Source organism: Enterobacter sp. IF2SW-B1 (genome assembly GCF_001743375.1).
Lineage (GTDB): Bacteria > Pseudomonadota > Gammaproteobacteria > Enterobacterales > Enterobacteriaceae > Enterobacter > Enterobacter bugandensis.
The window spans coordinates 265,517-289,298 of the sequence record NZ_MJAA01000003.1; the positions used below are offsets into that span (position 1 = coordinate 265,517).

Consider the following 23,782-nt stretch of genomic DNA (forward strand, 5'->3'; position numbering starts at 1 on the left):
GTCAAACGAGAACGCAACATGTCATGGCGAATCAGCATTCTGGATAAAAGCCCCATCGCTGAAAATGAAACGGCTGCCGATGCGCTGGCGCGGACGTTAGCGCTGGCGCAACAGGCGGAAAATCTGGGCTATCACCGCTTCTGGATTGCCGAACACCACAATACCCCGCAACTCGCCAGCCCCTCGCCGGAACTGCTGATTGCCTGGATCCTCGGGCAAACAAAGCGCATCCGCGTGGGCTCTGGCGGCGTCATGCTTCAACACTACAGCCCCTATAAAGTCGCTGAAAACTTTAACGTTCTGGCCGCGCTGGCGCCGGGTCGCGTGGATCTGGGCGTCGGGAAAGCCCCCGGCGGTTTGCCGCTCTCAACCCGCGCGCTTCAGCAGGGCCTGAATCAGCAGGAAAAGGGCAGCTTTGCCGAACAGCTGGCCCAGCTCGACCGCTGGATCCGTCCTGAGCATCTCTCTGCTGAGGAGGCCGTCCGCGCCACGCCGCTGCCGCCGCTGCCCGCTGAGGGTTTCCTGCTGGGCGCGAGCATCGAAAGCGCGCTGCTGGCCGCCAGGCTCAACTGGCACTTTGTGTTTGCCGCACACCTGAACGGCGATCCGGAGCTGCTGCGCGAGGTGGTATCGACCTGGCGTGAGAACAGCGCGCGGGACGTGATAGTGGCTGTGCAGGCGGTTGTCGCGCCGACCCAGGCCGAAGCGGACGCGCTGGCGCAGAAGGTCGAAGTGTGGGGCGTTGAGCTGGCAAACGGACAGCGTGTCACCGTGGCCAGCGAAGAGCAGGCCTACGCGTTTGCGCGCCAGGCGGGGAGTGAGCCGGTGCGTATTGCACGCCGGGCGCAGTCGCTGCTGGCGGGCACCGCTAAGTCGGTAGTGGAACAGCTCAACGCGCTGCACCAGCAGTGGGGCATTGACGAATTTATCATCGACACGCCGGTGGCGGAGGGGGGGACGCGCGTCGCGTCGCTGCGCCTGCTTGCCGAGGCGCGTCTTAACAAGGAGGTCACCGTATGAGTTTTGGCGAACAGCTGATTGCCTGGCGCCGCGAGCTGCACCAGAACCCGGAGCTGTCCGGCCAGGAAGTGGAGACCACCGCGCGCCTGCGCCAGTGGCTGACGAATGCCGGTATTCCCCCGCAGCCTTACGATCTGCCAACCGGGCTGGTGGCGGAAATTGGAACCGGTAGCAAGCTGATTGCGCTGCGGGCAGACATTGATGCCCTGCCAATTGAGGAGCGCAGCGGCGTGCCGTTTAGCTCGCAGCATGCAGGCGTGATGCACGCCTGCGGACACGATATCCACACCAGCGTGATCCTCGGCGCCGCGTTAAAGCTCAAAGAGCGGGAAGCCTCGCTTAACGGCCGGGTGCGCATCCTGTTTCAACCTGCCGAAGAGAACTTTGGCGGTGCGAAGAGCATGGTGCGTGCCGGTGCCCTGCGTGACGTCAGCGCCATCTTCGGCATGCATAACGAGCCGGGCCTGCCGGTCGGTGAGTTCGCCACCCGCGGCGGACCGTTTTATGCCAACGTCGATCGCTTCGTGATCCGCATCACCGGCAAGGGCGCACATGCAGCCCGCCCGCACGAAGGCAACGACGCCATTGTGCTGGCGAGCCAGCTGGTGACGGCGCTGCAAAGCGTCGCCAGCCGCAACGTCAACACGCTGGATTCGGTGGTGCTGAGCGTCACCCGCATCGCAGGCGGCAACACCTGGAACGTGCTGCCGGAAAGCGTCGATCTGGAAGGCACGCTGCGTACCCATCGCACGGAAGTGCAGCAGAATGTGAAAGCCCGCGTGGGTGAAATTGCCGCCGGGTTTGCCAGCGCCTTCAGCGCGCAGATTGACATCACCTGGTATGCCGGGCCCACCGCGCTGGTGAACGACGAGCGCTGGGCCGACTTCGCCACCTCGGTCGCGCGTGAGGCCGGTTATGAAACCCGGCACGCGGAACTGCATATGGGCGGGGAAGATTTTGCGGTCTACCTGCAGTCTGTTCCCGGCGCGTTTGTCAGCATCGGCAGCAACAGCCCGTATGGTTTACACCACCCGGCGTTTAATCCTGACGAAGCCCTGATTGAGCCCGCAGCCCGCTATTTTGCACAGCTGGCGGAAAAAGCCCTGCAACACGTTTAATTCTGGAGAGGTAAATATGTCTGCACATCGTCAACTGCGGCTTGGGACCATTTTGCATGGTGCATCGGGCAATATGTCCGCCTGGCGTCATCCGGCGGCGGTCGCGGATGCCAGCATTAATTTTGAATTTGTAAAAGAGACGGCGTTAAAAGCGGAGGAGGGCAAACTCGATTTTTTATTCGTTGCCGACGGTCTTTATATAAATGAGAAATCCATTCCGCATTTTTTAAACCGCTTTGAGCCGTTAACGGTATTATCCGCGCTGGCAAGCATCACCACGCGTCTGGGGCTGGTGGGAACATTATCCACCTCCTACAGCGAACCCTTTACCACGGCGCGCCAGTTCGCCAGCCTCGATCATCTGAGCAACGGACGTGCGGGCTGGAACGTAGTGACTTCGCCGCTGGAAGGGTCGGCAAAGAACTTCTCGCGCGAAAAACACCCCGAGCATGCGCTGCGCTATCGCATTGCGGATGAGTATCTCGACGTGGTGAAAGGGCTGTGGGACTCCTGGGAAGGCGACGCGTTTATACGCAACAAAGAGAGCGGTCAGTTTTTTGACCCGACCAGGCTGCATACCCTCGATCACCACGGTGACTTCTTCCAGGTCGCCGGTCCGCTGAATATTGGTCGCACCCCGCAAGGGCGTCCGATTGTTTTTCAGGCGGGCGCGTCGGACGACGGGAAAAAGCTAGCGGCAAAACATGCCGACGCCATTTTCACTCATCACGAAACGCTCGACGAGGCAAAAGCGTTTTACCGCGACGTTAAGCAGCAGCTGGAAACAAACGGCCGCCGCTCGTCAGATTTACATATCTTCCAGGGCGTCAGCGTGATTGTCGGTAAAGACGCCGATGACGTGGAAAACCAGTATCAAACCACGGCGGCGCTGGTGTCGGTTACCGATGCCCTCAATTACCTCGGGCGTTATTTTGAACATCACGATTTCAGCCAGTATCCGCTCGACGAGCCGTTCCCGGATATCGGTGACTTAGGCAAAAACAGCTTCCGTAGCACCACCGATGAAATTAAGCGAAATGCCCGCGAGCGCAACTTAACCCTGCGCCAGGTGGCGCTTGAGGCCGCATCGCCGCGCCCGCGCTTTTCCGGCACGCCGGAGGAGGTCGCCGACGGTCTGCAGGCCTGGTTTGAAGGCTATGCCGCAGACGGCTTCATCATCCAGGGCGGTACGCCGGATACCTTTCCGCGCTTTGTTGACCAGGTGGTGCCCGTTTTACAGGCCCGCGGCCTGTTTCGCACCGACTACCCGGGAACCACGCTGCGCGAAAGCCTGGGCTTAGACCAACCGAAAAACCAGTTCACACAACAATAAAAGAGAACTCCGCTATGCAGAAAACATCGCTTATTCTGGCGCTCGCGCTGGCCTTTACCCCTGCCGTCTGGGCAGAGAATGTGAACATTAACGGCACCGGCGTGAGCATCGAGGCCAATAAAACGCCGATCAATACCGCCAAAAACAGCGATGCAGTGGCGCAGCTGCCGAAAGATTATCGCTTCGCCGTGCCGGGGAAATTTACCGTGGCGGTGGCGGGCCTGAATCAACCGCCGCTGACGGTATTTTCCGACGACAACAAAACGCTGCTCGGGAGTGAAGTTGACGTCGCCCGTCTGGTGGCCGACAGCCTCGGACTTGAGTTGAACGTGGTGCCAACGTCGTGGGAAGACTGGCCACTGGGCGTGGCGTCCGGAAAATACGATGCCGCCATCAGCAACATTACCGTTACCAAAGCGCGCAAAGAGAAGTTTGATTTCGCCACCTACCGTAAGGACTCCCTCGGCTTCTACGTGAAATCGACCAGCCCGATCGAATCGCTTCAGAAGGCTGAGGACATCGCCGGGCTGCGGATTATCGTCGGCTCCGGCACCAATCAGGAGGCCATCCTGCTGGCATGGAATGCTGAAAACCTGAAGAAGGGGTTGAAACCGTTTACCCCGATCTACACCAAAGACGATGCGGCGCAAACGCTGGCGCTCCAGTCCGGGCGCGCGGATGCCTACTTTGGCCCGAACGTGATTGGCGCATGGAAGGCGGCGCTGAACGGGAAAACTAAACTGGTCGGCAGCGTCGACGGCGGCTGGCCGAAGGCGGCGCACATTGCGGTGACGCTGAAGAAAGGCAGCGGGCTGGTTGAGCCGGTGCAAACCGCGCTGAACGGCGTAATTAAAAACGGCGATTACGACAAAGTGCTGAACCGCTGGGGGGAAGGCGTTGAGCGTATTCCGCAGTCAGAAGTGAATCCTGATGGCCTGGGTGATTAAGGAGGCGCTATGCGTGAACAATTTCGTGACGTTTCACCGGAAGATGCCGAACTTCAGCCCATTATCGAGGGGCTGTTCGGTGAATATGCCGCCCGCTACGGTGACTACTTCTCTAAAGACGCTGAAGTGGAGCTCACCGAGTGGTATTTAGCGCCGCAGGGGCTGTTTATCGTCCTGGAGCGTGACGGAAAAATCATCGCCACCGGTGCGTACAAACCGTTCGACGAACGCACCGCGGAAATCAAGCGCATCTGGACGGACAAAACCCTGCGTCAGCAGGGGCTTGCCGGGCGCGTGGTGCAGGTGCTGGAGCGCAGGGCGGTGCTGGCAGGGTACAGCCAGATCTACCTGACAACCGGTTTCCGTCAGCCGGAAGCGGTCAGGCTCTATCTCAGCCAGGGCTACCAGCCACAGTTTGATCTGAACCGGGATCCGGAAGAGTACAGCCAGCCGCCGTTTGACGGTCGGCTGCGCTTCACTAAAACGCTGGTACGCGAAGCGTTCAGTAAAACCGCATGAGGAACGACGATGAGCAACGTTGAAACCATTAAGGTGGTCCCGGCGCGTTATCCGCTGCGGACCGTCGGCGCCGCGGTGGCGCTGTTTGTCCTGGCGATCGTGATCCAGTCCGTCGCTTTCAACCCGCGCTGGGAGTGGGCGGTGTTTGCCCGCTGGTTCTTCGACCCGGTTATTCTCGAAGGTGTAGGGCAGACTCTGCTGCTTACCCTGATCGGTACCGCGCTGAGCGTGGTGTTGGGCGGCATGCTGGCGCTGGCGAGACTCTCCTCGTCATGGCTGCTGAGCAGCCTGGCGTGGGGCTATATCTGGCTGTTTCGCTCGCTGCCGCTGATCGTGGTGCTGATCATTCTCTACAACTTTTCCTATCTCTACGACACGCTCTCCCTCGGCGTGCCGTTCACCAGCATTAGCTGGGGCAGCTTTGAGACCATTAACGTGCTCGGACAGTTCTCCACCGCCGTGGTGGGGCTGACGCTGGTGCAGAGCGCCTACACCGCAGAGATTATTCGCGGGGGGTTCCTCGGGGTGGATCACGGCCAGTATGAAGCGGCCGCCGCGCTTGGCCTGCCGGCCTGGCGACGTACGGTGCGTATAATCCTGCCTCAGGCGTTGCGCACCATTCTGCCGTCCGGGTTCAATGAAATTATCAGCCTCGCCAAGGGGACGGCGATGGTCTATGTCCTGGCAATGCCGGAGCTGTTCTATACCATCCAGATGATCTACAACCGCACGCAGGAGGTGATCCCGCTGCTGATGGTCGGTGCCGCCTGGTACCTGGTGATTACCACCGTCTTGTCCGCTATCCAGTACGGTGTTGAACGCGCACTCGCCCGCAGCGAACGCCGCTCTGCGGTTAATCAGAACCGCGCCGCCCGTCGCACCCGTTCCGTCACCACCACGCCAGCACAGGAGCCTATCCATGCAAGCCTCTCCTGAAGGACATATCTCGATTACCGGCGTCAGCAAGTATTTTGGTCGCCATAAGGCGCTCGACAACGTTTCGCTTGAGATCCCGCCCGGTTCCGTGACGGTCATTCTCGGGCCCTCAGGCTCGGGCAAATCGACGCTGCTGCGCACCATTAACCACCTGGAGCGCGTCGACGAAGGCTTTATTCAGATCGACGGGGACTACATTGGCTACCGTCGTCAGGGCGACAAGCTCTATGAGCTGAAGGAGAAAGAGATCCTCAGGCAGCGCGTCAACGTGGGCTATGTGTTTCAGAACTTCAATCTCTTTCCTCACCTCACGGTGCTGGAAAACCTGATTGAGGCGCCCATCGCGCATAAGAAGCTCAGCAAAAAAGAGGCGGTGGAAAGGGCATACAGCCTGCTGGATGTGGTCGGGCTGCGGGATAAGGCCGATGCCTGGTCTCGCCATCTCTCCGGCGGGCAGCAGCAGCGCATTGCGATTGCCCGCGCGCTGGCCTTACGTCCCCGCGTGATGCTGTTTGATGAACCTACCTCGGCGCTGGATCCGGAGCTGGTGGGAGAGGTGCTGGACGTGATCAAAAAACTGGCCCGGTCCGGCACTACGCTGGTGGTGGTCACCCACGAGATCGGTTTTGCCCGCGAGGTGGCGGATCAGGTGGTGTTTATGGTCGACGGGAAAATCGTGGAGCAGGGCAGCAGCGACGCGGTATTGAACCGTCCGTCGCACGCGCGAACACGCCAGTTCCTGTCAAAAGTGCTGTAAGGAGCGCAGATGAAATACGGACTTCTGGCGGTGCTGGTCTTCACAACGGCAAGCCACGCCAGCATCGATCTGAAAGCCAACGAGCAGCCGCTGCCGGTGACGGTGGATCGGCAGGCCGTGGCGAAGATCCCCGCCGGTTATAAATTCGTTGAGCCGGGTACGCTGACGGTCGCCGTCTCGATGCTGAACTCCCCGCCGCTGGCGCTGCTGGCCAGCGATAACCGCACGCGGATTGGCAGCGACCCGGATATCGCCCGCCTGCTGGCGGGCAGCCTGGGGCTGAAGCTAAAGCTGGTGCCAACGGCGTGGGAAGACTGGCCGCTGGGCATCGCTTCCGGGCGCTACGACGTGGCGCTGGTGAACATTGCGGTGACCGAACAGCGTAAAGAGAAGTTTGATTTTGCGACCTACCGCGTCGATTCGCTGGCGTTTTCGGTGAAGTCCACCAGCAAGATTCAATCAATCAAAAGCGCGGAAGATCTGGCCGGGAAAAAGGTGATTGTCGGCTCGGGCACCAATCAGGAGCGCATCCTGCTGGGCTGGAACGAAGAGAATAAAAAGGCGGGGCGAGCGCCTGCGCTGCCGGTCTATCTCCACGACGATGCCTCGGGCAATCTCTATATCCAGTCCGGCAGGGCGGACGTGTTCTTTGGCCCTCAGTCGGTTTCAGCTTACAAAGCGGCGCTCACCGGCAAAACCCGCGTGGTCGGTTTAGGTCCGAAAAAAGCTTATGTCGCCACCACGACCAAAAAAGGCAATGGGCTGGTGTACGCGCTGCAGGCCGCGCTGAACGGGGCGATTGAGCGCGGAGAGTACCAGAAAGTGCTGGCGCGCTGGGGGGAGCAGGGCGAAACGGTGGCGCAATCGGAGGTCAACCCGCCTGGGATAACCTACTAATGGTGCTCTACACTTAGGATTTTCACTCCTGAGGGGGCAACATGATGAAACTCTATGGCGTACCCGGCTGGGGCTCGGCAATCAGTGAAGTGATGCTGACCCTGGCTGATATCCCTTATCAATTTGTGAACGTTGACGGGTTTGACCAGCCCGGCCCGCAGCGTGAACTGCTGCAAAAACTCAACCCGCTGTGCCAGGTGCCCACGCTGGAGCTGGAAAATGGCGCCATCATGACCGAAACGGCGGCGATTGCCCTGATGGTGCTCGACCGCTGTCCCGATCTCGCCCCGCCCGTGGGGCAGGCCGAGCGTCAGCAGTTTCAGCGTCTGCTTATCTGGTTCGTGGCGAACGTCTATCCCACCTTTACTTATGCCGATTATCCCGAACGCTGGGTGCCTGATGCGCCGGAACAGCTGCAGAAAAACTGCATTGAGTACCGGAAATCCCTCTATCTGTGGTTTGAAAATCAGCTTAAGGCCGCGCCGTTTGCGCTGGGTGAACGGCTGACGCTGCTGGATGTGTATATTGCGGTGGCGCGCACTTGGGGGCCTCGCCATGAGTGGTTTGCGACAAATACGCCGAAGCTTACGGCGATTGCGGATACCGTGTGTCAGCTGCCGGAACTGCACAAGGTGTTAAAGGCAAACAACATTATCTGATAACGTGGAATGCTCACACATAACAGGAAGCCTGCATATGCCACACGTAGATATCAAATGTTTTCCCCGCGATCTTAACGACGAGCAAAAAACCGCGCTGGCGGCAGATATCGCCGAGGTGATAATTCGCCATTTCAACAGCAAAGACGGTTCAGTATCGGTGGCGTTGAACCAGGTAAACCCGGAAGACTGGAAGGCACAGGTCTGGGATACCGAAATCGGACCGAAGCTGGACGAGTTGATTAAAAAGCCCGGGTATTCAATGTAATCTTTCGCCGGGTGAGGTCATCGTCTTACCCGGTTTCTCCTGCCGCTTACGCCTTCTTTTCGCAAAAAACGATAAAAATAAGTTTTATCTGATCCGTTACACTTAACGTTCACGACCGACATTTCATCAATCCTTAGGAAAGATCGACAACAGAATCAATTAAGGACAGTCACATTAAAGGATAATTTTCTCATGACAAAATTACCCCGGTTTTCACCTGCTTTTTTCCACCCGCGATACTGGCTAAGCTGGACAGGCATCGCCGCCCTGTGGCTTATCATGCTGCTGCCTTACTCGCTGTTGTTCAGACTCGGCCACGTTCTGGGCCGGTTAGCCATGCGCCTTCTACCGCGCCGTGTCGAGATTGCCCGCCGCAACCTGGAGCTTTGCTTTCCGCAGATGGAAGCAGAAGCGCGTGAATCTTTGCTGCAGCGAAATTTTGAATCCGTGGGAATGGGGGTAATCGAAACCGGCATGGCGTGGTTCTGGCCTGAATGGCGGGTGCGTAAATGCTTTACCGTGCGCGGTTACGAACATATGGAGCAGGCCAGGGCGCAGGGAAAGGGCGTGGTGCTGGTTGGCATGCATTTTCTGACGCTTGAGCTGGGCGCGCGGATATTTGGCATGCTTAACCCCGGTATTGGGGTTTATCGTCCCAACAATAATGCGCTCCTGGATTGGCTACAAACGCGCGGTCGTCTGCGTTCGAATAAAACCATGCTGGATCGTCATGATTTAAAAGGCATGATCCGTGCCCTGAAGCAGAATGAAATTCTCTGGTACGCGCCGGATCATGACTATGGCAAAGCCAACAGCGTGTTTGCGCCATTCTTCGCCGTCCCGGATGCCGCCACGACGGCGGGCAGCTATATGCTGGTCAAAAGCGCGAAACCTGCCGTTATTCCGTTTGTGCCGCGCCGCAGAGAGGACGGTACAGGGTACGAGCTGATTATTCTTGAAGATATCAGCGCGTCATTGCAGGCTGCGGATAAAGAGTCTGTTGCAACCCAGATGAACCGGGCGATCGAGCGCGCGGTGCTGATGGCGCCGGAGCAGTATATGTGGCTGCACCGTCGCTTCAAGACGCGTCCTGAGGGCGTGCCGGACAGATATGCCCGTAAAAAAATCTCCGCGCCCCCTCGGGCTGACTTAACCGACGATGAATTCTCGCAGCAGTCGGGCATGCAGCACTAAAACGCCACGCAAAAGGCTGCTGGAGCTAGTTTCCGGCAGCGCTTTTGGCCTTTAGCAGTATTTCCATCAGCCCGGGAAAACGGGCATCCAGATCCTCCCGACGCAGTGAAATCATATTTTCTCGTCCCTGCGGACGCTGCCAGATGACCCCACTGTCGCGCAACACGCGCCAGTGGTGGGTCATCGTGGACTTCACCACGTCCTCCGGGCGCAGCGCGTTACAGCTGAGTTCGCTGCCGTCGGCGAGCCGGCGAATAATCGATAGCCGGAGCGGGTTGCCGAGGGCAAACAGCACATTTTCCAGCAGTATTTGTTCAGTTTCAGGGTGGTTAGGGATCATCGTTTTCCTGCGCGTGATGTCAGATTGAGCTATATCAACAATAGGTCAACCCTTAAAAAATAGTTCGATAATACTCGTACAATAGGACTATTATAGCAAACGAACCAATGCACGACCATCCCGGTCGTCACAAACACGTCATAGTGACTAAGGAAATATCATGCCCCGACCCATTCCTCTCGAACGTTATCGCAACATCGGTATCTCCGCGCATATCGATGCCGGTAAAACCACCACCACTGAGCGCATCCTGTTTTATACCGGGATGAGCCACAAGCTGGGTGAAGTACACGATGGCGCGGCAACCACCGACTGGATGGCGCAGGAGCAAGAGCGCGGGATAACCATTACGTCCGCGGCGGTCAGCTGCTTCTGGCCAGGCATGGACAGAGGCTTTGAGCCGCACCGGATCAACATCATCGACACCCCGGGGCACGTGGACTTCACCATTGAGGTGGAGCGTTCCATGCGCGTGCTCGACGGCGCGGTGATGGTGTACGACTCCGTCGGCGGCGTGCAGCCGCAGTCGGAAACCGTCTGGCGTCAGGCCAATAAATATCACGTACCGCGTCTGGCCTTCGTCAACAAAATGGACCGTCCGGGTGCCGATTTCTTCCGCGTCGTGCGGATGATGCAGGAGCGCCTGAAGGCCAATCCGGTGCCGATTGTCATCCCGGTGGGGGCCGAAGATCATTTCACCGGCGTGGTGGATCTCATCAAGATGCGCACCATTCTGTGGGACGATGCGACGCAGGGTATGGTGTTTACCTATGCCCCCGTGCCGGACGATTTAGTCAGTACCGCCCAGGAGTGGCGGGAAAAAATGGTCTCCGCGGCGGCGGAAGCCAGCGATGAACTGATGGACAAATACCTGGAAACGGGTGACCTGACGGAGGCGGAAATCATCAAAGGGCTGCGCATTCGCACTATCTCGGGCGAAATCCAGCCGATGCTCTGCGGCAGCGCCTTTAAAAACAAAGGGGTGCAGCGCATGCTGGATGCGGTGATTGAGCTGATGCCGTCGCCGCTGGACGTGCCGGCCATTGACGGCGTGGATGAAAAAGGGCAGCACGCGGAGCGTCACCCGAGCGATGATGAGCCGTTCTCGGCGCTGGCGTTCAAGCTGATGAGCGACCCGTACGTCGGGCAGCTGACCTTTATTCGGGTCTACTCTGGCGTGCTGCGCAAAGGCGACGCGGTCTATAACCCGGTGAAAGAGAAGAAAGAGCGCATCGGGCGCATCGTGCTGATGCATGCCAACGATCGCCATGAGGTGGATGAACTGCGCGCGGGCGATATCGCGGCCTGCGTGGGGCTGAAGGACGTGACCACCGGTGACACGCTCACCGATCCGAACGCCGTCATTACGCTTGAGCGCATGGAGTTCCCGGACCCGGTGATCTCGCTGGCGATTGAGCCGAAAACCAAAGGCGATCAGGAGAAAATGGGCATTGCGCTGCAGCGTCTGGCGGCGGAAGACCCGTCTTTCCGCCTGCATACTGACGAGGAGTCCGGTCAGACGATTATCTCCGGGATGGGTGAGCTACACCTCGAGATTATCGTCGACCGCATGAAGCGTGAGTTTGGCGTCGAGGCGAACATTGGTCGTCCGCAGGTAACCTACCGGGAAACCCTGCGCAAGGCGGTGAAGGATATTGAAGGGAAATTTGTCCGACAGTCCGGCGGGAAAGGGCAGTACGGTCATGTGGTGCTGAGCCTGGAGCCGCTGGAGCCCGGAAGTGGTTTTGTATTTGAAGATGCCACCAAGGGCGGCGTGGTACCGCGCGAGTATATCCCGTCCGTGGAGAAAGGGCTGCGGGAAGCGATGAACAGCGGCGTGCTGGCGGGCTATCCGGTGGTGGATGTCAAAGCGACCCTGACCTTTGGTTCGTACCACGACGTCGACTCCTCGGAGATGGCGTTCCGCATGGCGGCGATCCTCGGCTTCAAGGAGGGCGCTCGCAGGGCGGATCCGGTAATTCTTGAGCCGATCATGCACGTGGAGGTGGAAACGCCGGAAGAGTACGCCGGGAACATCATGGGCGATCTCTCTTCCCGCCGCGGCATGGTGCAGGGAATGGCGGAGCAGTACGGAAGCCAGATTATCCGCGCCGATGTGCCGCTGGCCGAGATGTTTGGCTACGCCACCACGCTGCGCTCGATGTCCCAGGGACGCGCGACGTACACGATGGAGTTCCATCATTTTGCAGAGGCACCGCGGAATGTTGCGGATGAGATTATTGCGCGGCGTGCGAAGTAGTTAATTAATTGCACATGGTAGTCGGTGGGCTACCATGTGCTTTTTTTACGACACGGAGATTATCCATGTTACTTAATTAGCGTTGCCGAGCGGACTTTCCATTTCCCTTGTTCTTCAATAAGACAATCTGCAACAACGTGATCTTGCTTCTTACCAAACGCGATATAAACGTTTGTGCAAACGGCGTCAAAATCAGAGTGCAGGATGGTTATCTGATTCCAGTCCTCATCCCAATCCTGTGATTTGATAAACATATCCGTATCAGGCATATCTTTTTCGTTACTGTCACCTGAATACAACTCTTTTATTGCTGCAATTGTCTCCGAGGCAACGTAATCATTCATAATATCTGGGTTAATTACGGGCGGTTTGTGCTGATCTAACTGGGCGATATACCATTGATTGAATTTAAGCGCCGCCTGGCCCGGTGCATAAACATTTTCTGCGGCCGCGAGAGGAGAAAGGGCAAAAAGAAAAAACCAAAGTGTTTTCATTAGTCATGCCTGAACAGTTCGTAATGTGGTTGTATGTTGCGGTAAGCCTGCCCTGGGTACATGGAGCGTTGAACAAAATCGCTGATCCACTGCTGACCATCGTATATGCAAACGTGCCCGCTATCATGACCAACAATATTTTGAATAACTGCGACGTCGCCTGCATGGGGTTGATCGTATACAAGGCGGAATCCAGCGTTAACCAATGTCCGCCCCATGTCTTTTGCCAGACGCGTATTGGGGATTTTTAATCTTCCACCCGTTCTGATCGCTTCGGTGACGTAGTGAGCACAATACCCCGTGCTCTTCGGTTGGGCGTGTGATTTAGCATATGAGATTGCGCCATCTTTATTCCATGTCATTGATATTTCCTTAACGCGAGAGTGCTAATGCTGCAACTCAGGAAATATCCTCCGTTTTAGAACGCAATAGTAAACATAAAATGCCATAGAAATTCACTATAATTCAGTAGGATATAATTTAGGAAATCAATCCAGCGCCTTCACCATTTTCCCGCTCGCCACAAATGTCCCCGCGCCGAGATGATGCAGTGTATTCAGTTTATCCACGTCAAACTGCCAGCGCCCGGCGATAAACGCCCGCTCATCGGCTGCCGCTGAAACCACTTCTCCAAACAGCGTGTCGTATTTCTCTGCCGCAGAGGTGACGGGAAGTAATCGGCACTCCATCCACGCCAGACATTTTTCTTCAATCACCGGCAGCCCGAGCTCAGGGCCGTTCACGACCGGGATCCCGTAGCAGTTGAATTTGTCCTCGTCGCGCCCGCTGACGCTGCCGACAGCATATGTCCAGTTAGCTGCCGCCACGCCGGGGATGACGATGCCAAACTTCCCGCTGTGCTCAATCAGCTCACGTGACCAGGTACTTTTATCCACCACAATCGCGATGCGCGGCGGTTCAAACTCAACGGGCATTGACCATGCGGCGGCCATCACGTTGCGTCTGTCGAGGTTTTCATCCCGACTGGTAATAAGCACGGTAGGGCCGTGGTTCAACAGGCGGCTGGCATGACGTAATTCAACAGGGCGAAAGTGGCTCATAAGATCTCCTCATCTGTAACGATGAGTATGACGAAAAAGCACGTAAATCAAAGTGAGTGCGTCAAATTAGTTTATAAACAGAACATCACAATCAAAGGAAAATGATGTATGTCCCCCTTTCTGACTGACTATTTTGCCCGCATTGGGTGGGCGCAACCGACACGGGTTGATATAGACACCCTGCGCGCGCTGCATTTACACCACAACTGTGCGATCCCGTTCGAAAATATTGATGTAGTCCTGCCGCGCGAAATCCATCTTGACGATCAATGTCTGGTCGACAAGCTGGTGACGGCGCGACGCGGAGGATATTGCTTTGAGCAAAACGGCCTTTTCGAGCGCGTGTTGCGTGAAGTCGGGTTTAACGTGCGCAGCGTGCTGGGACGCGTGGTATTAGCGAGCCCGCCGCAAATGCCGCCGCGCACGCACCGCCTGCTGCTAGTTGAGCTGAACGGCGAGCGCTGGATTGCCGACGTGGGGTTTGGTGGACAGACGCTGACGGCGCCGATTCGCCTGCTCGCCAACGAGGAGCAGGGGACGCCGCACGGTATGTACCGACTGCTGAGCGAAGGCAACGACTGGGTGCTGCAGTTCCGTCACCACGAGCACTGGCAGTCGATGTACCACTTTGACCTGACGACGCAGTATTTCAGCGATTACGTGATGGGGAACTTCTGGTCGGCGCACTGGCCGCAGTCCCATTTTCGTCATCATCTGCTGATGTGTCGCCACCTGCCGGACGGTGGCAAGCTGACGCTGACTAACTTCAACTTTACCCACTGGCAGAACGGTCACGTGGAGGAGCAGATCCATTTGCCGGATGCGGAGGCGCTGTATAAGCTGATGCAGGAGCGGTTTGGCCTGGTCGTTGACGACCCGAAGCACGGCTTTACACTGGCCGAGCTGACGGCGGTGATGGCGGGGTTTGATACGCATCCGCAGGCAGGGAAATAGCCCGGTGGCGGCTACGCCTTACCGGGCCTACGGGAGTGTGAACGTTGGTCGGGTAAGGCGTAGCCGCACCCGATAAAATCAACGGCGCGATCTCACCACCTGATACCGACGGGTAAAGTACTCAAACGGCGCGCTCCACACGTGCACCAGGCGGGTGAACGGGAAGATGAGGAAAATCGTCATCCCCAGTACCAGATGCACCCGGAAGATCGGCGCGACGCCGCTCAGCATTTCCGATGAGCCGCCCCTGAACGTCACGATCCCCTGCGCCCAGCCGACCAGCTTCATCATCTCGCTTCCGTCAGGATATTGCGCGGAGAAAGGAATGGTCGACAGCCCCAGGATGCACTGAAGCAGCAGGATACTCATGATGATAATATCCGGCGTGGTGGACGTGGCGCGTACCCGCTGGTTGAAGAGGCGGCGGATCAGCAGCATTGACCCACCAATCAGCGTCAGTACGCCGCAAATGCCTCCCGCAATCATGGCCAGCTGCTGTTTAACCGCGACGGGTAAAAACCAGGCGTACATCCAGTGCGGGGTTAACATGCCGAACAGGTGCCCGAAGAAGATCCCCAGAATCCCGATATGAAACAGGTTAGAGGCCCAGTTCATCCCGCGCTTGCTGAGCATCTGGCTCGATGAGGCCCGCCAGGTGTACTGCCCGTAGTCGTAGCGCAGCCAGCTGCCGAGGAAAAAAACGGTGGCACAGATATACGGGTAAATATCATAGAAAAACACGTTCAGGTAATGCGTCATTTTGGGCCTCCGGCGCTGACGTCCACGTACTGCGGCGCGACGTCCTGGCTAAAGCGTCGTTGATATTGCTGCATCGGCGAACTGTCGCACGATGTGGCGTTGTCTTCGATAAACTTCACCTGTTCCTCTTCCCACACGGCGTCCAGTGCCTGACGGGTATCATCCCGTTTTTCACCGGACACCTGCTTCGCCACGCTGTCGCTGGAAAGCCGCGTACCGGCCATCGTCAGCAGGGCGTCAAACAGCTGGTAATGCGCCACGCCGCGTTGCTTGAGGCGACCACCAATCAGCGCCAGGATCGGCGCGACATTTTGCAATCCTTCACGCGCCTCGTCGTCGGTGACGAGGCTGAGGTATTCCAGGTAGAGCGGCAGATAGTCGGGCAGCTCGCGGCAGTCCAGCTCCAGCCCGGCTTTCTCATACTGGCTCATCAGATCGACCATCGCCTGACCACGATCGCGGGACTCGGCGTGAACGTGCTCGAACAGCAGCAGCGACGTCGCGCGACCACGCTCAAACACCTCGCACCATTCGGCCTGCTTATCCAGCAGCGGGGCGCTCAGGTGCTGCTGCGCAAACGGCAGCAGCATGGGCGCGTCCTGCTCAACAAGGGAAAGCGCCTCATCGCGGTTTTCCCACAGCAGCTCATCGGGATACTCAATCAGCAGCGCGATGATTTTAAGGATCTGCATTATTCTCCCTCCCCGTGTTCGCGCACTTCGGTGATGTTAATCGCGTCGATGCGGCTACTGTTGAAGAGGTTGAATTTGGTGTCGGAGCCGTGGCAGCCGTCGCCAAAGGTGAAGCCGCAGCCGTTTTTCTCCGGGAAGGCGTCGCGCGCCATTTCGCGGTGGCTGGTCGGGATCACGAAACGGTCTTCGTAGTTAGCGATGGCGAGATAGCGGTACATCTCCTCAACCTGCGCTTCGGTCAGGCCCACTTCCTCAATGGCGCGGGTATCGGTCACGCCTTCCACGGTCTGGGAGCGTTTATAGTGACGCATCGCCATCATGCGCTTCAGTGCGCGCAGCACCGGGCCGGTATCGCCCGCGCTGAGCATGTTTGCCAGGTACTGCACTGGAATGCGCAGGCTTTCCACGGCAGGCAGGACGCCGTCACTCTGCGGCAGGCCGCCCGCATCCGCGTAGGACTGAATCGGCGACAGCGGCGGCACGTACCAGACCATCGGCAGGGTGCGGTATTCCGGATGCAGCGGCAGGGCCAGCTTCCAGTCCATCGCCATCTTGTAGACCGGCGAACGCTGGGCGGCATCAATCACGTTCTGTGGAATGCCCTGTTTCAGCGCTTCCTCAATCACCGCCGGATCGTTCGGGTTGAGGAACACGTCGCACTGGCGCTCGTACAGATCGGTTTCATGCTCGGTGCTGGCGGCCTCTTCAATACGATCCGCGTCGTACAACAGCACGCCGAGATAACGGATGCGTCCGACGCAGGTCTCCGAACAAACGGTCGGCTGGCCGGACTCAATGCGCGGGTAGCAGAAGATGCATTTTTCTGACTTGCCGCTTTTCCAGTTGAAGTAAATTTTCTTGTACGGGCAGCCGCTGATACACAGGCGCCAGCCGCGACATTTATCCTGGTCGATCAGCACAATGCCGTCCTCTTCGCGCTTGTAAATCGCGCCGCTCGGGCAGGTGGCCACGCAGCTCGGGTTCAGGCAGTGCTCGCACAGGCGCGGCAGATACATCATGAAGGTGTTTTCAAACTGGCCGTACATCTCCTTCTGGATCTTCTGGAAGTTGCGGTCGCGGGCGCGCTTTTCGAACTCGCCGCCCAGCAGTTCCTCCCAGTTTGGCCCCCAGACGATTTTGTCCATCCGCTTACCGTCGATCAGCGAGCGGGGGCGGGCGGTAGGGAGGTGATCCCCCTCCGGCGCGCGGTGCAGATCCTGATAGTCAAAGGTGAAGGGTTCGTAATAATCGTCAATCTGCGGCAGGACGGGGTTGGCGAAAATTTTCGACAGCACGCCCATTTTGCCGCCGAGGCGCGGGGTCAGCTTGCCATGAATGCCGCGGATCCAGCCGCCTTGCCACTCCTCCTGATCCTCCCAGTTTTTCGGGTAGCCAATCCCCGGTTTGGTCTCCACGTTGTTAAACCACGCATACTCCATCCCTTCGCGCCCGGTCCAGACGTTCTTGCAGGTGACCGAGCAGGTGTGGCAGCCGATGCATTTATCGAGATTCAGAACCATGCCAACCTGTGAGCGTATTTTCATTTTTTCGCCTCCTGTACCTGATCCCGACCTTCGCCATCCAGCCAGTTAATGTTTTTCATTTTGCGGATCATGATGAACTCGTCGCGGTTCGAGCCGACGGTGCCGTAATAGTTGAAGCTGTACGCCAGCTGGGCATAGCCGCCGATCATGTGTGTCGGTTTTGGGCAGACGCGGGTGACCGAGTTGTGGATCCCGCCGCGCCGTCCGGTCACTTCTGACCCCGGAATGTTCAGGATGCGCTCCTGGGCGTGGTACATCATGGTCATGCCCGGCGGCACGCGCTGGCTGACCACCGCGCGGGCGGTGAGGGCGCCGTTGGCGTTGAAGGCTTCGATCCAGTCGTTGTCCTCTATGCCTAGTTCGCGCGCGTCGGTTTCGCTGATCCAGACGATGGGCCCCCCGCGCGACAGGGTCTGCATCAGCAGGTTTTCGCTGTAGGTGGAGTGGATGCCCCATTTCTGGTGCGGCGTCAGGAAGTTCAGCGCTTTTTCCGGGAAGCCGTTCGGCGGGATCTCGCGCATGTGGGTCACGCTGCGGGTATCAATCGGTGGGCGATAGGCCACCAGGCTCTCCCCGAAGGCGCGCATCCACGGATGATCCTGATACAGCTGCTGGCGGCCCGAAAGGGTGCGCCACGGGATCAGCTCGTGGACGTTGGTATAGCCCGCGTTATAGGAGACGTGCTCGCTCTCAAGGCCGGACCACGTCGGGCTGGAGATGATTTTGCGCGGCTGCGCCTGAATGTCGCGGAAGCGGATTTTCTCATCTTCCTTGTTCAGCGCCAGATGGGTGTGGTCGCGCCCGGTCAGTTCCCCGAGCGCTTCCCAGGCCTTCACCGCCACCTGTCCATTAGTTTCCGGGGCGAGGGCGAGAATCACCTCCGAGGCGTCAATGGCGGTTTCAATGCGCGGGCGGCCTTTCGCCGGGCCGTCGAGCTTGACGTAGTTCAGCTTGCGGAGGAAATCGACCTCGTTCTGCGTGTTCCACGAAATGCCTTTCCCGCCGTTGCCGAGCTTGTCCATCAGCGGGCCGAGGGCGGTGAAGCGTTCGTAAGTTTCCGGGTAGTTACGCTCCACCACCGCGATGTTCGGCGCCGTTTTGCCGGGGATCAGGTCACATTCCCCTTTGCGCCAGTCCTGAATATCAAACGGCTGCGACAGCTCCGCCGGGGAGTCATGCTGCAGGGGCTGGAGCACCACGTCGGTTTCTGTGCCCAGATGGCCAATGCACACCTCGGAGAAGACTTTGGCGATGCCTTTGTAGATCTCCCAGTCGCTGCGCGATTCCCACGCCGGGTCAACGGCGGCGGAAAGCGGATGAATAAACGGGTGCATGTCCGAGGTATTCATGTCGTCCTTTTCATACCAGGTGGCGGTCGGCAGGACGATATCGGAGAACAGGCAGGTGCTGGACATGCGGAAATCAAGCGTCACCAGCAGGTCGAGTTTGCCCTCGATGGCGGCGGTTTGCCACTCCACCTCTTCAGGCTTCACGTCGTCCGTTGAGCCTAAATCTTCCCCCTGAATGCCGCTCTCGGTGCCGAGCAGGTATTTCAGCATGTACTCGTGGCCTTTCCCGGACGAGCCGAGCAGGTTAGAGCGCCAGACGAACAGGTTGCGCGGGTGGTTCTTGCCGTTGTCCGGCTGTTCGCAGGCGAAGCGGATATCGCCCGATTTCAACGCCTGAACGGTGTACTCCTGCGGCGTCATGCCCGCCGCGTCCGCACGCGCCTTGACATGCAGCGGGTTGAGGTTGAGCTGCGGGGCCGACGGCAGCCAGCCCATGCGCTCGGCGCGAACGTTAAAGTCGATCAGATGTCCGGTGAACTTCGACGCGTCCGCCAGCGGGGAGAGCAGCTCCTGCGCGGTGAGCTTCTCGTAGCGCCACTGGCTGGCGTGGTTGTAGAAGAACGAGGTGCTGTTCATCTGGCGCGGCGGGCGGTTCCAGTCCAGCGCGAAGGCCAGCGGCAGCCAGCCGGTTTGCGGGCGCAGCTTCTCCTGGCCGACATAGTGGGACCAGCCGCCGCCGCTCTGCCCGACGCAACCGCAGAAGACCAGCATATTGATCATCCCACGGTAGTTCATGTCCATGTGGTACCAGTGGTTTACCCCGGCACCCAGAATGATCATCGAGCGACCGTGCGTTTTGTGCGCCGTGTCGGCGAACTCGCGGGCAATTTTTTCGATCAGGTACGCGGGCACGCCAGTGATCTGCTCGCCCCAGGCGGGCGTGTAGGCTTTGATCTGGTCATAGCTGTCTGCGGCGTTACTGTCTTCCAGGCCGCGATCGAGACCGTAGTTCGCCAGCACCAGATCGTAAACGCTGACCACTCGTTTCTGGCTGCCGTCGGCGAGCGTCAGGGTTTTGCTCGGCACGCGGCGCGTCAGCACCGGCTCCTGCTTCACGCTGCGAAAATGCGGGTTTTCGTTGCCGCCAAAGTAGGGGAACGCGACGTCCGCCACGCTGTCGTGGGTAATCAGCAGGGAGAGTGTGAGTTCTGTTTCATGGCCCGCAGCCTGAGGCTCCAGGTTCCATTTGCCTTTTTCCCCCCAGCGGAAGCCGATCGAGCCGTTTGGCACCACCAGGTTACCGGCGATATCGAAGGCGACGGTCTTCCACTCTGGGTTATTGGCCTCCCCCAGTCCGTCGACGAGATCGGAGGCGCGCAGCATCCGGCCCGGCACTACGCGGCCGTCAGCCTGTTCGTCCAGCAGCACGAGCATCGGCATGTCGGTGTAGCGGCGGCAGTAGTTAAGGAAGTAATCGCTCGGGTTATCGAGGTGGAACTCTTTGAGGATGACGTGGCCCATCGCCATGGCGAGGGCGCTGTCGGTGCCCTGTTTGGGGGCCAGCCACTGGTCGCTGAGCTTGGCGACCTCCGAGAAGTCCGGCGTAATCGCAACGGTTTTGGTGCCTTTGTAGCGCACCTCGGTAAAGAAGTGGGCGTCGGGAGTACGCGTCTGCGGCACGTTCGAGCCCCAGGCAATGATATAGCTGGAGTTGTACCAGTCGGCGGACTCCGGCACGTCGGTCTGCTCGCCCCAGGTCATCGGCGACGCCGGCGGCAGGTCGCAGTACCAGTCGTAGAAGCTCAGGCAGGTGCCGCCCAGCAGGGAGAGATAGCGCGTTCCGGCGGCGTAGGAGACCATCGACATCGCCGGAATAGGCGAAAAACCGGCCACGCGGTCCGGGCCGTAGTTTTTGATGGTCCAGACGTTAGCGGCGGCGATCAGCTGGTTCAGCTCTTTCCAGTTTGAGCGGATAAACCCGCCTTTACCCCGCGCCTTCCTGTAGCTTTGCGCCTTTTGCGGATCGTTCTGGATGGCATCCCAGGCCAGCACCGGATCGGTATGCTGCGCCAGCGCCTCGCGCCAGAGTTCGATCAGCCTGCGGCGCACCAGCGGGTACTTAAGGCGGTTGGCGCTGTAGAGGTACCAGGAGTAGCTTGCGCCTCGCGGGCAGCCGCGCGGCTCGTGATTGGGCAGGTCAGGGCGGGTGCGGGGGTAGTCGGTCTGCTGGGTTTCCCAGGTCACCAGGCCGTTTTTGACATAAATCTTCCAGCTACAGGAGCCGGTACAGTTTACCCCGTGGGTGGATCGCACAATCTTGTCGAATTGCCAGCGCTGGCGGTAGCTGTCCTCCCAGTCGCGGTTGGTGTGATACACCTGCCCGTGCCCATCGGCGAAACTGTCGCCTTTTGTTTTGAAGTAACGGAAGCGGTCCAGCAGTTTGCTCATGACATTTCTCCTGCTTCGATAGCATGGCCGGAGTGCGATGCATCACGCTCCGGCGAAGATGTAGTTTTTATTTTTTTAAGGATTTACGGCCATACACCAGCCAGGTGACCAACACGCAGACGATGTAAAACACGAGGAAGACCTTCATGGCCCCAACCGGCGATCCGGTCATCGCCAGCGAGGTGCCAAAAGCTTTGGGAATGAAGAACCCGCCAACGGCACCGATGGCGGAGATAAAGCCCAGCGCGGCGGCGGTCTCCGTCACCGCTTCATGCTGCGCCTGTTCGTCCGTGCCGCCCTGCTTCTTGACGCGGTCGAGGGTGATTTGGCGAAAGATAATCGCGATCATCTGGAAGGTCGAACCGCTGCCCAGCCCGGCGGTGAGGAACAGGCCCATAAAGACCAGGTAGAAGGCGATAAAGCTGCCGGAGCCAGAGCCGGGGAGCGTCAGGAAGATCAGGGCGCTGAAGATAGCCATAAAGACGAAGTTAATCAGCGTGACGCGCACGCCGCCCAGCCTGTCAGAGACCATCCCGCCCGCCGAACGCGCCAGCGCGCCGATCAGGGGGCCAAAGAAAGCGAGGTGCAGGATGTTCACGTCCGGGAACTGGGTTTTCGACAGCATGGCAAAGCCCGCCGAGAAGCCGATAAACGAGCCGAAGGTAGCAAGATAAAGCAGGCTCAGCAGCCAGAGGTGAAAGCGCTTCAGTACCGGCAGCTGGCTGGCGATAGAGGCTTTAGAGCTGGCGATATCGTTCATGCCAAAAAACGCCGCAAGGGTTGCCAGCAGCAGCAGCGGCGTCCAGACCCAGGCCGCATTGGCCAGCCACATCGTTGAACCGTCCTCCTGCGGTACGCCGTGCACGCCGAGGAAGGTAAACATTGGCAGGAAAATCACCAGCGGAGCAAACAGCTGCATCACGCTGACGCCCAGATTTCCCAACCCGCCGTTGATGCCCAGCGCGCTGCCCTGTCTGGCCTTCGGGAAGAAGAAGCTGATGTTACCCATGCTGGAGGCAAAGTTGGCCCCGGCAAAACCGCAGAGCAGGGCAATCACGATAAAGACCCAGTAAGGTGTCGCGGTGTCCTGAATGGCTATCCCCAGCCAGACGCAGGGGATAATCAGGATAACGGTGCTCAATACCGTCCAGTAGCGTCCGCCAAATATTGGCACCATAAACGAGTAGGGCACGCGCAATATCGCGCCAGAGAGTGAAGGTAATGCCGTTAGCATAAAAAGCTGATCGGTGGTGAAATCAAATCCGACTTTATTCAGATTGACCGCAACGGCGCTAAATAACATCCACACGCAAAACGCTAATAGCAGGCAAGCTACAGAAATCCATAGGTTTCTTCGTGCGATATGTTTTCCTTTATTCTCCCAAAATTGCGCGTTTTCAGGTTTCCAGTTACTCAACAGATGGGGATTACTTTTATCACTTTGTTGCGACATATCGCCCTCTTGCTTACCATGTTTGAGAGAAAAATGAAGTAAAAACAAAAAGATGATTAAAGAAGTGTAATTGGTTTTTTGGGATGCTTTGGGATACATCTGAAAGGATAGATAAAAAAGCGAACCCCCGAGATTAGAATGAAAATAAGGGCTCGCTTAATGTGTTACTAATTGTAACATTTTGCGCAATTTATACTCCGGAAGGAGTATTAAAACAATTCCAGCGTGATAAGTTTGTCGAGATGTTTATTAAATGCCGCATCGTCCATTTCAGGCATATTTAATACGGTGATCCCATCCAGGCCACAAACCAGCCCTATTAAACGCCAGGCGATATTTTCCGCCCGATCGGTAAGCGTGAACGCGTTGGCATCAGCCCCGGCGCGGATAATCGCCACGGTTTCCTGATGCCACATCTCCATGGTGAGGACATAAGCCGCTTTGATCTCGGGATCACGGCTGGCGAGAATTTGGGCTTCCCGCCAAAGGCGAATGTAAGGTTCAAGGCCACCGTCGTCACTGCCGAGCATGCTGTGCAACCGTTCCCGCCAGCCCGCGTTTTCACCCACCACGTCGGCATCCAGCAGCTCGCGGATCACGCGCACAAACGCCAGCGATTTTAACTCGCCGCCGGAGGCAAAGTGGTGGTGGACCTGCCCGGTCGCGACGCCCGCTTCTGCGGCAATGCGCCGTACCGTCATGGCTGCCAGCCCCTCGGCCAGCGCCACGCGCATCGCGGCCTGTAAGATCGCTTCCCGCCGCTCTTCCTTGCTCAAATAGCGCATTTTTTTCTCTACTCTCAATAAGACCGAAACGAGTGTAACAAAAAGCTGGACAGTC

At 58.2% G+C, this 23,782-nt stretch carries 21 protein-coding genes and 1 pseudogene; 12 read left to right on the top strand and 10 right to left on the bottom strand.

Annotated elements, in window-relative coordinates:
* Nucleotides 1-18: 18 nt before the first annotated feature.
* The 10 genes and pseudogenes from A6013_RS08900 (at nt 19) to A6013_RS08950 (ending at nt 9,648) form a co-directional block, all read left to right on the top strand.
* The gene (locus A6013_RS08900) at nt 19-1,020 is read left to right on the top strand and encodes an MsnO8 family LLM class oxidoreductase (protein ID WP_069732894.1); all 1,002 of its coding nucleotides are present in this window, start codon (nt 19-21) and stop codon (nt 1,018-1,020) included.
* Nucleotides 1,017-2,138, top strand: a complete 1,122-nt coding sequence (locus A6013_RS08905) for an amidohydrolase (RefSeq protein WP_069732895.1) — start codon at nt 1,017-1,019, stop codon at nt 2,136-2,138. The genes A6013_RS08900 and A6013_RS08905 overlap by 4 nt, the downstream gene beginning before the upstream one ends.
* Before the next feature lie 16 nt (nt 2,139-2,154).
* Nucleotides 2,155-4,418 (top strand): annotated as a pseudogene (locus A6013_RS27580) (NtaA/DmoA family FMN-dependent monooxygenase).
* A 9-nt stretch (nt 4,419-4,427) separates the two neighbouring features.
* Nucleotides 4,428-4,937 (top strand): GNAT family N-acetyltransferase, encoded by a 510-nt coding sequence (locus A6013_RS08920; RefSeq protein ID WP_069732897.1) that lies wholly within the window; start codon nt 4,428-4,430, stop codon nt 4,935-4,937.
* A gap of 9 nt (nt 4,938-4,946) precedes the next feature.
* A complete protein-coding gene (locus tag A6013_RS08925) occupies nt 4,947-5,873 on the top strand; it encodes an amino acid ABC transporter permease (protein WP_047368635.1) in 927 nt (308 codons plus the stop codon).
* Nucleotides 5,857-6,630 (top strand): amino acid ABC transporter ATP-binding protein, encoded by a 774-nt coding sequence (locus A6013_RS08930; protein ID WP_045260613.1) that lies wholly within the window; start codon nt 5,857-5,859, stop codon nt 6,628-6,630. The genes A6013_RS08925 and A6013_RS08930 overlap by 17 nt, the downstream gene beginning before the upstream one ends.
* Nucleotides 6,631-6,639: 9 nt before the next feature.
* Complete coding sequence (locus A6013_RS08935; protein ID WP_069732898.1) at nt 6,640-7,527, top strand: ABC transporter substrate-binding protein; 888 nt, start codon at nt 6,640-6,642, stop codon at nt 7,525-7,527.
* A gap of 41 nt (nt 7,528-7,568) precedes the next feature.
* Nucleotides 7,569-8,186 (top strand): glutathione S-transferase family protein, encoded by a 618-nt coding sequence (locus A6013_RS08940; protein ID WP_041909801.1) that lies wholly within the window; start codon nt 7,569-7,571, stop codon nt 8,184-8,186.
* Between the two features lie 37 nt (nt 8,187-8,223).
* Nucleotides 8,224-8,454, top strand: a complete 231-nt coding sequence (gene pptA / locus A6013_RS08945) for a tautomerase PptA (RefSeq protein ID WP_028013275.1) — start codon at nt 8,224-8,226, stop codon at nt 8,452-8,454.
* Nucleotides 8,455-8,646: 192 nt separating this feature from the next.
* The gene (locus A6013_RS08950; protein ID WP_069732899.1) at nt 8,647-9,648 is read left to right on the top strand and encodes a Kdo(2)-lipid IV(A) acyltransferase; all 1,002 of its coding nucleotides are present in this window, start codon (nt 8,647-8,649) and stop codon (nt 9,646-9,648) included.
* A 25-nt stretch (nt 9,649-9,673) separates the two neighbouring features.
* Here A6013_RS08950 and A6013_RS08955 read toward each other — a convergent pair whose 3' ends face one another.
* Nucleotides 9,674-9,988: a helix-turn-helix transcriptional regulator gene (locus tag A6013_RS08955; RefSeq protein WP_041909805.1), complete on the bottom strand. Its 315-nt coding sequence runs from the start codon at nt 9,986-9,988 to the stop codon at nt 9,674-9,676.
* 160 nt (nt 9,989-10,148) lie between these two features.
* Between A6013_RS08955 and fusA the strand changes: the two genes are divergently transcribed.
* Nucleotides 10,149-12,248 (top strand): elongation factor G, encoded by a 2,100-nt coding sequence (gene fusA / locus A6013_RS08960; RefSeq protein WP_041909807.1) that lies wholly within the window; start codon nt 10,149-10,151, stop codon nt 12,246-12,248.
* A 68-nt stretch (nt 12,249-12,316) separates the two neighbouring features.
* Here the strand turns inward: fusA and A6013_RS08965 are convergent, their stop codons facing one another.
* From A6013_RS08965 to A6013_RS08975, 3 genes are all read right to left on the bottom strand, one after another.
* Entirely contained in the window at nt 12,317-12,742 is a 426-nt protein-coding gene (locus A6013_RS08965) for a DUF3828 domain-containing protein (protein WP_069732900.1), read from the bottom strand.
* Nucleotides 12,742-13,104, bottom strand: coding sequence for a hypothetical protein (locus A6013_RS08970; RefSeq protein ID WP_069732901.1), 363 nt, complete (start codon nt 13,102-13,104; stop codon nt 12,742-12,744). The genes A6013_RS08965 and A6013_RS08970 overlap by 1 nt, the downstream gene beginning before the upstream one ends.
* A 126-nt stretch (nt 13,105-13,230) precedes the next feature.
* Nucleotides 13,231-13,803 (bottom strand): flavin reductase family protein, encoded by a 573-nt coding sequence (locus tag A6013_RS08975; RefSeq protein WP_069732902.1) that lies wholly within the window; start codon nt 13,801-13,803, stop codon nt 13,231-13,233.
* Between the two features lie 108 nt (nt 13,804-13,911).
* Between A6013_RS08975 and nhoA the strand changes: the two genes are divergently transcribed.
* Nucleotides 13,912-14,757 carry an N-hydroxyarylamine O-acetyltransferase gene (gene nhoA / locus A6013_RS08980; protein ID WP_069732903.1) on the top strand — a complete coding sequence of 282 codons (846 nt, stop codon included), beginning with the start codon at nt 13,912-13,914 and terminating at the stop codon, nt 14,755-14,757.
* A 78-nt stretch (nt 14,758-14,835) separates the two neighbouring features.
* Here nhoA and narI read toward each other — a convergent pair whose 3' ends face one another.
* The 6 genes from narI to A6013_RS09010 all read right to left on the bottom strand — a co-directional run bounded on the left by narI (nt 14,836) and on the right by A6013_RS09010 (nt 23,727).
* Nucleotides 14,836-15,516, bottom strand: a complete 681-nt coding sequence (gene narI / locus A6013_RS08985; protein ID WP_023306265.1) for a respiratory nitrate reductase subunit gamma — start codon at nt 15,514-15,516, stop codon at nt 14,836-14,838.
* Entirely contained in the window at nt 15,513-16,208 is a 696-nt protein-coding gene (gene narW, locus A6013_RS08990; protein WP_048999890.1) for a nitrate reductase molybdenum cofactor assembly chaperone, read from the bottom strand. Before narW ends, narI begins: the two co-directional genes overlap by 4 nt.
* Nucleotides 16,208-17,752 carry a nitrate reductase subunit beta gene (gene narH, locus A6013_RS08995; protein ID WP_008501747.1) on the bottom strand — a complete coding sequence of 515 codons (1,545 nt, stop codon included), beginning with the start codon at nt 17,750-17,752 and terminating at the stop codon, nt 16,208-16,210. The genes narW and narH overlap by 1 nt, the downstream gene beginning before the upstream one ends.
* A complete protein-coding gene (locus A6013_RS09000) occupies nt 17,749-21,489 on the bottom strand; it encodes a nitrate reductase subunit alpha (protein ID WP_069732904.1) in 3,741 nt (1,246 codons plus the stop codon). The genes narH and A6013_RS09000 overlap by 4 nt, the downstream gene beginning before the upstream one ends.
* Before the next feature lie 67 nt (nt 21,490-21,556).
* Nucleotides 21,557-22,942: a NarK family nitrate/nitrite MFS transporter gene (locus A6013_RS09005; RefSeq protein WP_069732905.1), complete on the bottom strand. Its 1,386-nt coding sequence runs from the start codon at nt 22,940-22,942 to the stop codon at nt 21,557-21,559.
* A gap of 209 nt (nt 22,943-23,151) precedes the next feature.
* A complete protein-coding gene (locus A6013_RS09010; RefSeq protein WP_028013266.1) occupies nt 23,152-23,727 on the bottom strand; it encodes a TetR family transcriptional regulator in 576 nt (191 codons plus the stop codon).
* Nucleotides 23,728-23,782 lie beyond the last annotated feature (55 nt).

What these genes read in the sequence shown, in the direction of transcription:
- nhoA (WP_069732903.1), top strand. Translation starts at nt 13,912, where the DNA reads ATGTCCCCCTTTCTGACTGACTATTTTGCCCGCATTGGGTGGGCGCAA.
- narI (WP_023306265.1), bottom strand. Translation starts at nt 15,516, where the DNA reads ATGACGCATTACCTGAACGTGTTTTTCTATGATATTTACCCGTATATC.
- A6013_RS08920 (WP_069732897.1), top strand. Translation starts at nt 4,428, where the DNA reads ATGCGTGAACAATTTCGTGACGTTTCACCGGAAGATGCCGAACTTCAG.
- A6013_RS08935 (WP_069732898.1), top strand. Translation starts at nt 6,640, where the DNA reads ATGAAATACGGACTTCTGGCGGTGCTGGTCTTCACAACGGCAAGCCAC.
- narH (WP_008501747.1), bottom strand. Translation starts at nt 17,752, where the DNA reads ATGAAAATACGCTCACAGGTTGGCATGGTTCTGAATCTCGATAAATGC.
- A6013_RS08975 (WP_069732902.1), bottom strand. Translation starts at nt 13,803, where the DNA reads ATGAGCCACTTTCGCCCTGTTGAATTACGTCATGCCAGCCGCCTGTTG.
- pptA (WP_028013275.1), top strand. Translation starts at nt 8,224, where the DNA reads ATGCCACACGTAGATATCAAATGTTTTCCCCGCGATCTTAACGACGAG.
- A6013_RS08965 (WP_069732900.1), bottom strand. Translation starts at nt 12,742, where the DNA reads ATGAAAACACTTTGGTTTTTTCTTTTTGCCCTTTCTCCTCTCGCGGCC.
- A6013_RS08940 (WP_041909801.1), top strand. Translation starts at nt 7,569, where the DNA reads ATGATGAAACTCTATGGCGTACCCGGCTGGGGCTCGGCAATCAGTGAA.
- A6013_RS08950 (WP_069732899.1), top strand. Translation starts at nt 8,647, where the DNA reads ATGACAAAATTACCCCGGTTTTCACCTGCTTTTTTCCACCCGCGATAC.
- A6013_RS09010 (WP_028013266.1), bottom strand. Translation starts at nt 23,727, where the DNA reads ATGCGCTATTTGAGCAAGGAAGAGCGGCGGGAAGCGATCTTACAGGCC.
- A6013_RS09000 (WP_069732904.1), bottom strand. Translation starts at nt 21,489, where the DNA reads ATGAGCAAACTGCTGGACCGCTTCCGTTACTTCAAAACAAAAGGCGAC.
- narW (WP_048999890.1), bottom strand. Translation starts at nt 16,208, where the DNA reads ATGCAGATCCTTAAAATCATCGCGCTGCTGATTGAGTATCCCGATGAG.
- A6013_RS08970 (WP_069732901.1), bottom strand. Translation starts at nt 13,104, where the DNA reads ATGACATGGAATAAAGATGGCGCAATCTCATATGCTAAATCACACGCC.
- A6013_RS08905 (WP_069732895.1), top strand. Translation starts at nt 1,017, where the DNA reads ATGAGTTTTGGCGAACAGCTGATTGCCTGGCGCCGCGAGCTGCACCAG.
- fusA (WP_041909807.1), top strand. Translation starts at nt 10,149, where the DNA reads ATGCCCCGACCCATTCCTCTCGAACGTTATCGCAACATCGGTATCTCC.
- A6013_RS08925 (WP_047368635.1), top strand. Translation starts at nt 4,947, where the DNA reads ATGAGCAACGTTGAAACCATTAAGGTGGTCCCGGCGCGTTATCCGCTG.
- A6013_RS08955 (WP_041909805.1), bottom strand. Translation starts at nt 9,988, where the DNA reads ATGATCCCTAACCACCCTGAAACTGAACAAATACTGCTGGAAAATGTG.
- A6013_RS08900 (WP_069732894.1), top strand. Translation starts at nt 19, where the DNA reads ATGTCATGGCGAATCAGCATTCTGGATAAAAGCCCCATCGCTGAAAAT.
- A6013_RS09005 (WP_069732905.1), bottom strand. Translation starts at nt 22,942, where the DNA reads ATGTCGCAACAAAGTGATAAAAGTAATCCCCATCTGTTGAGTAACTGG.
- A6013_RS08930 (WP_045260613.1), top strand. Translation starts at nt 5,857, where the DNA reads ATGCAAGCCTCTCCTGAAGGACATATCTCGATTACCGGCGTCAGCAAG.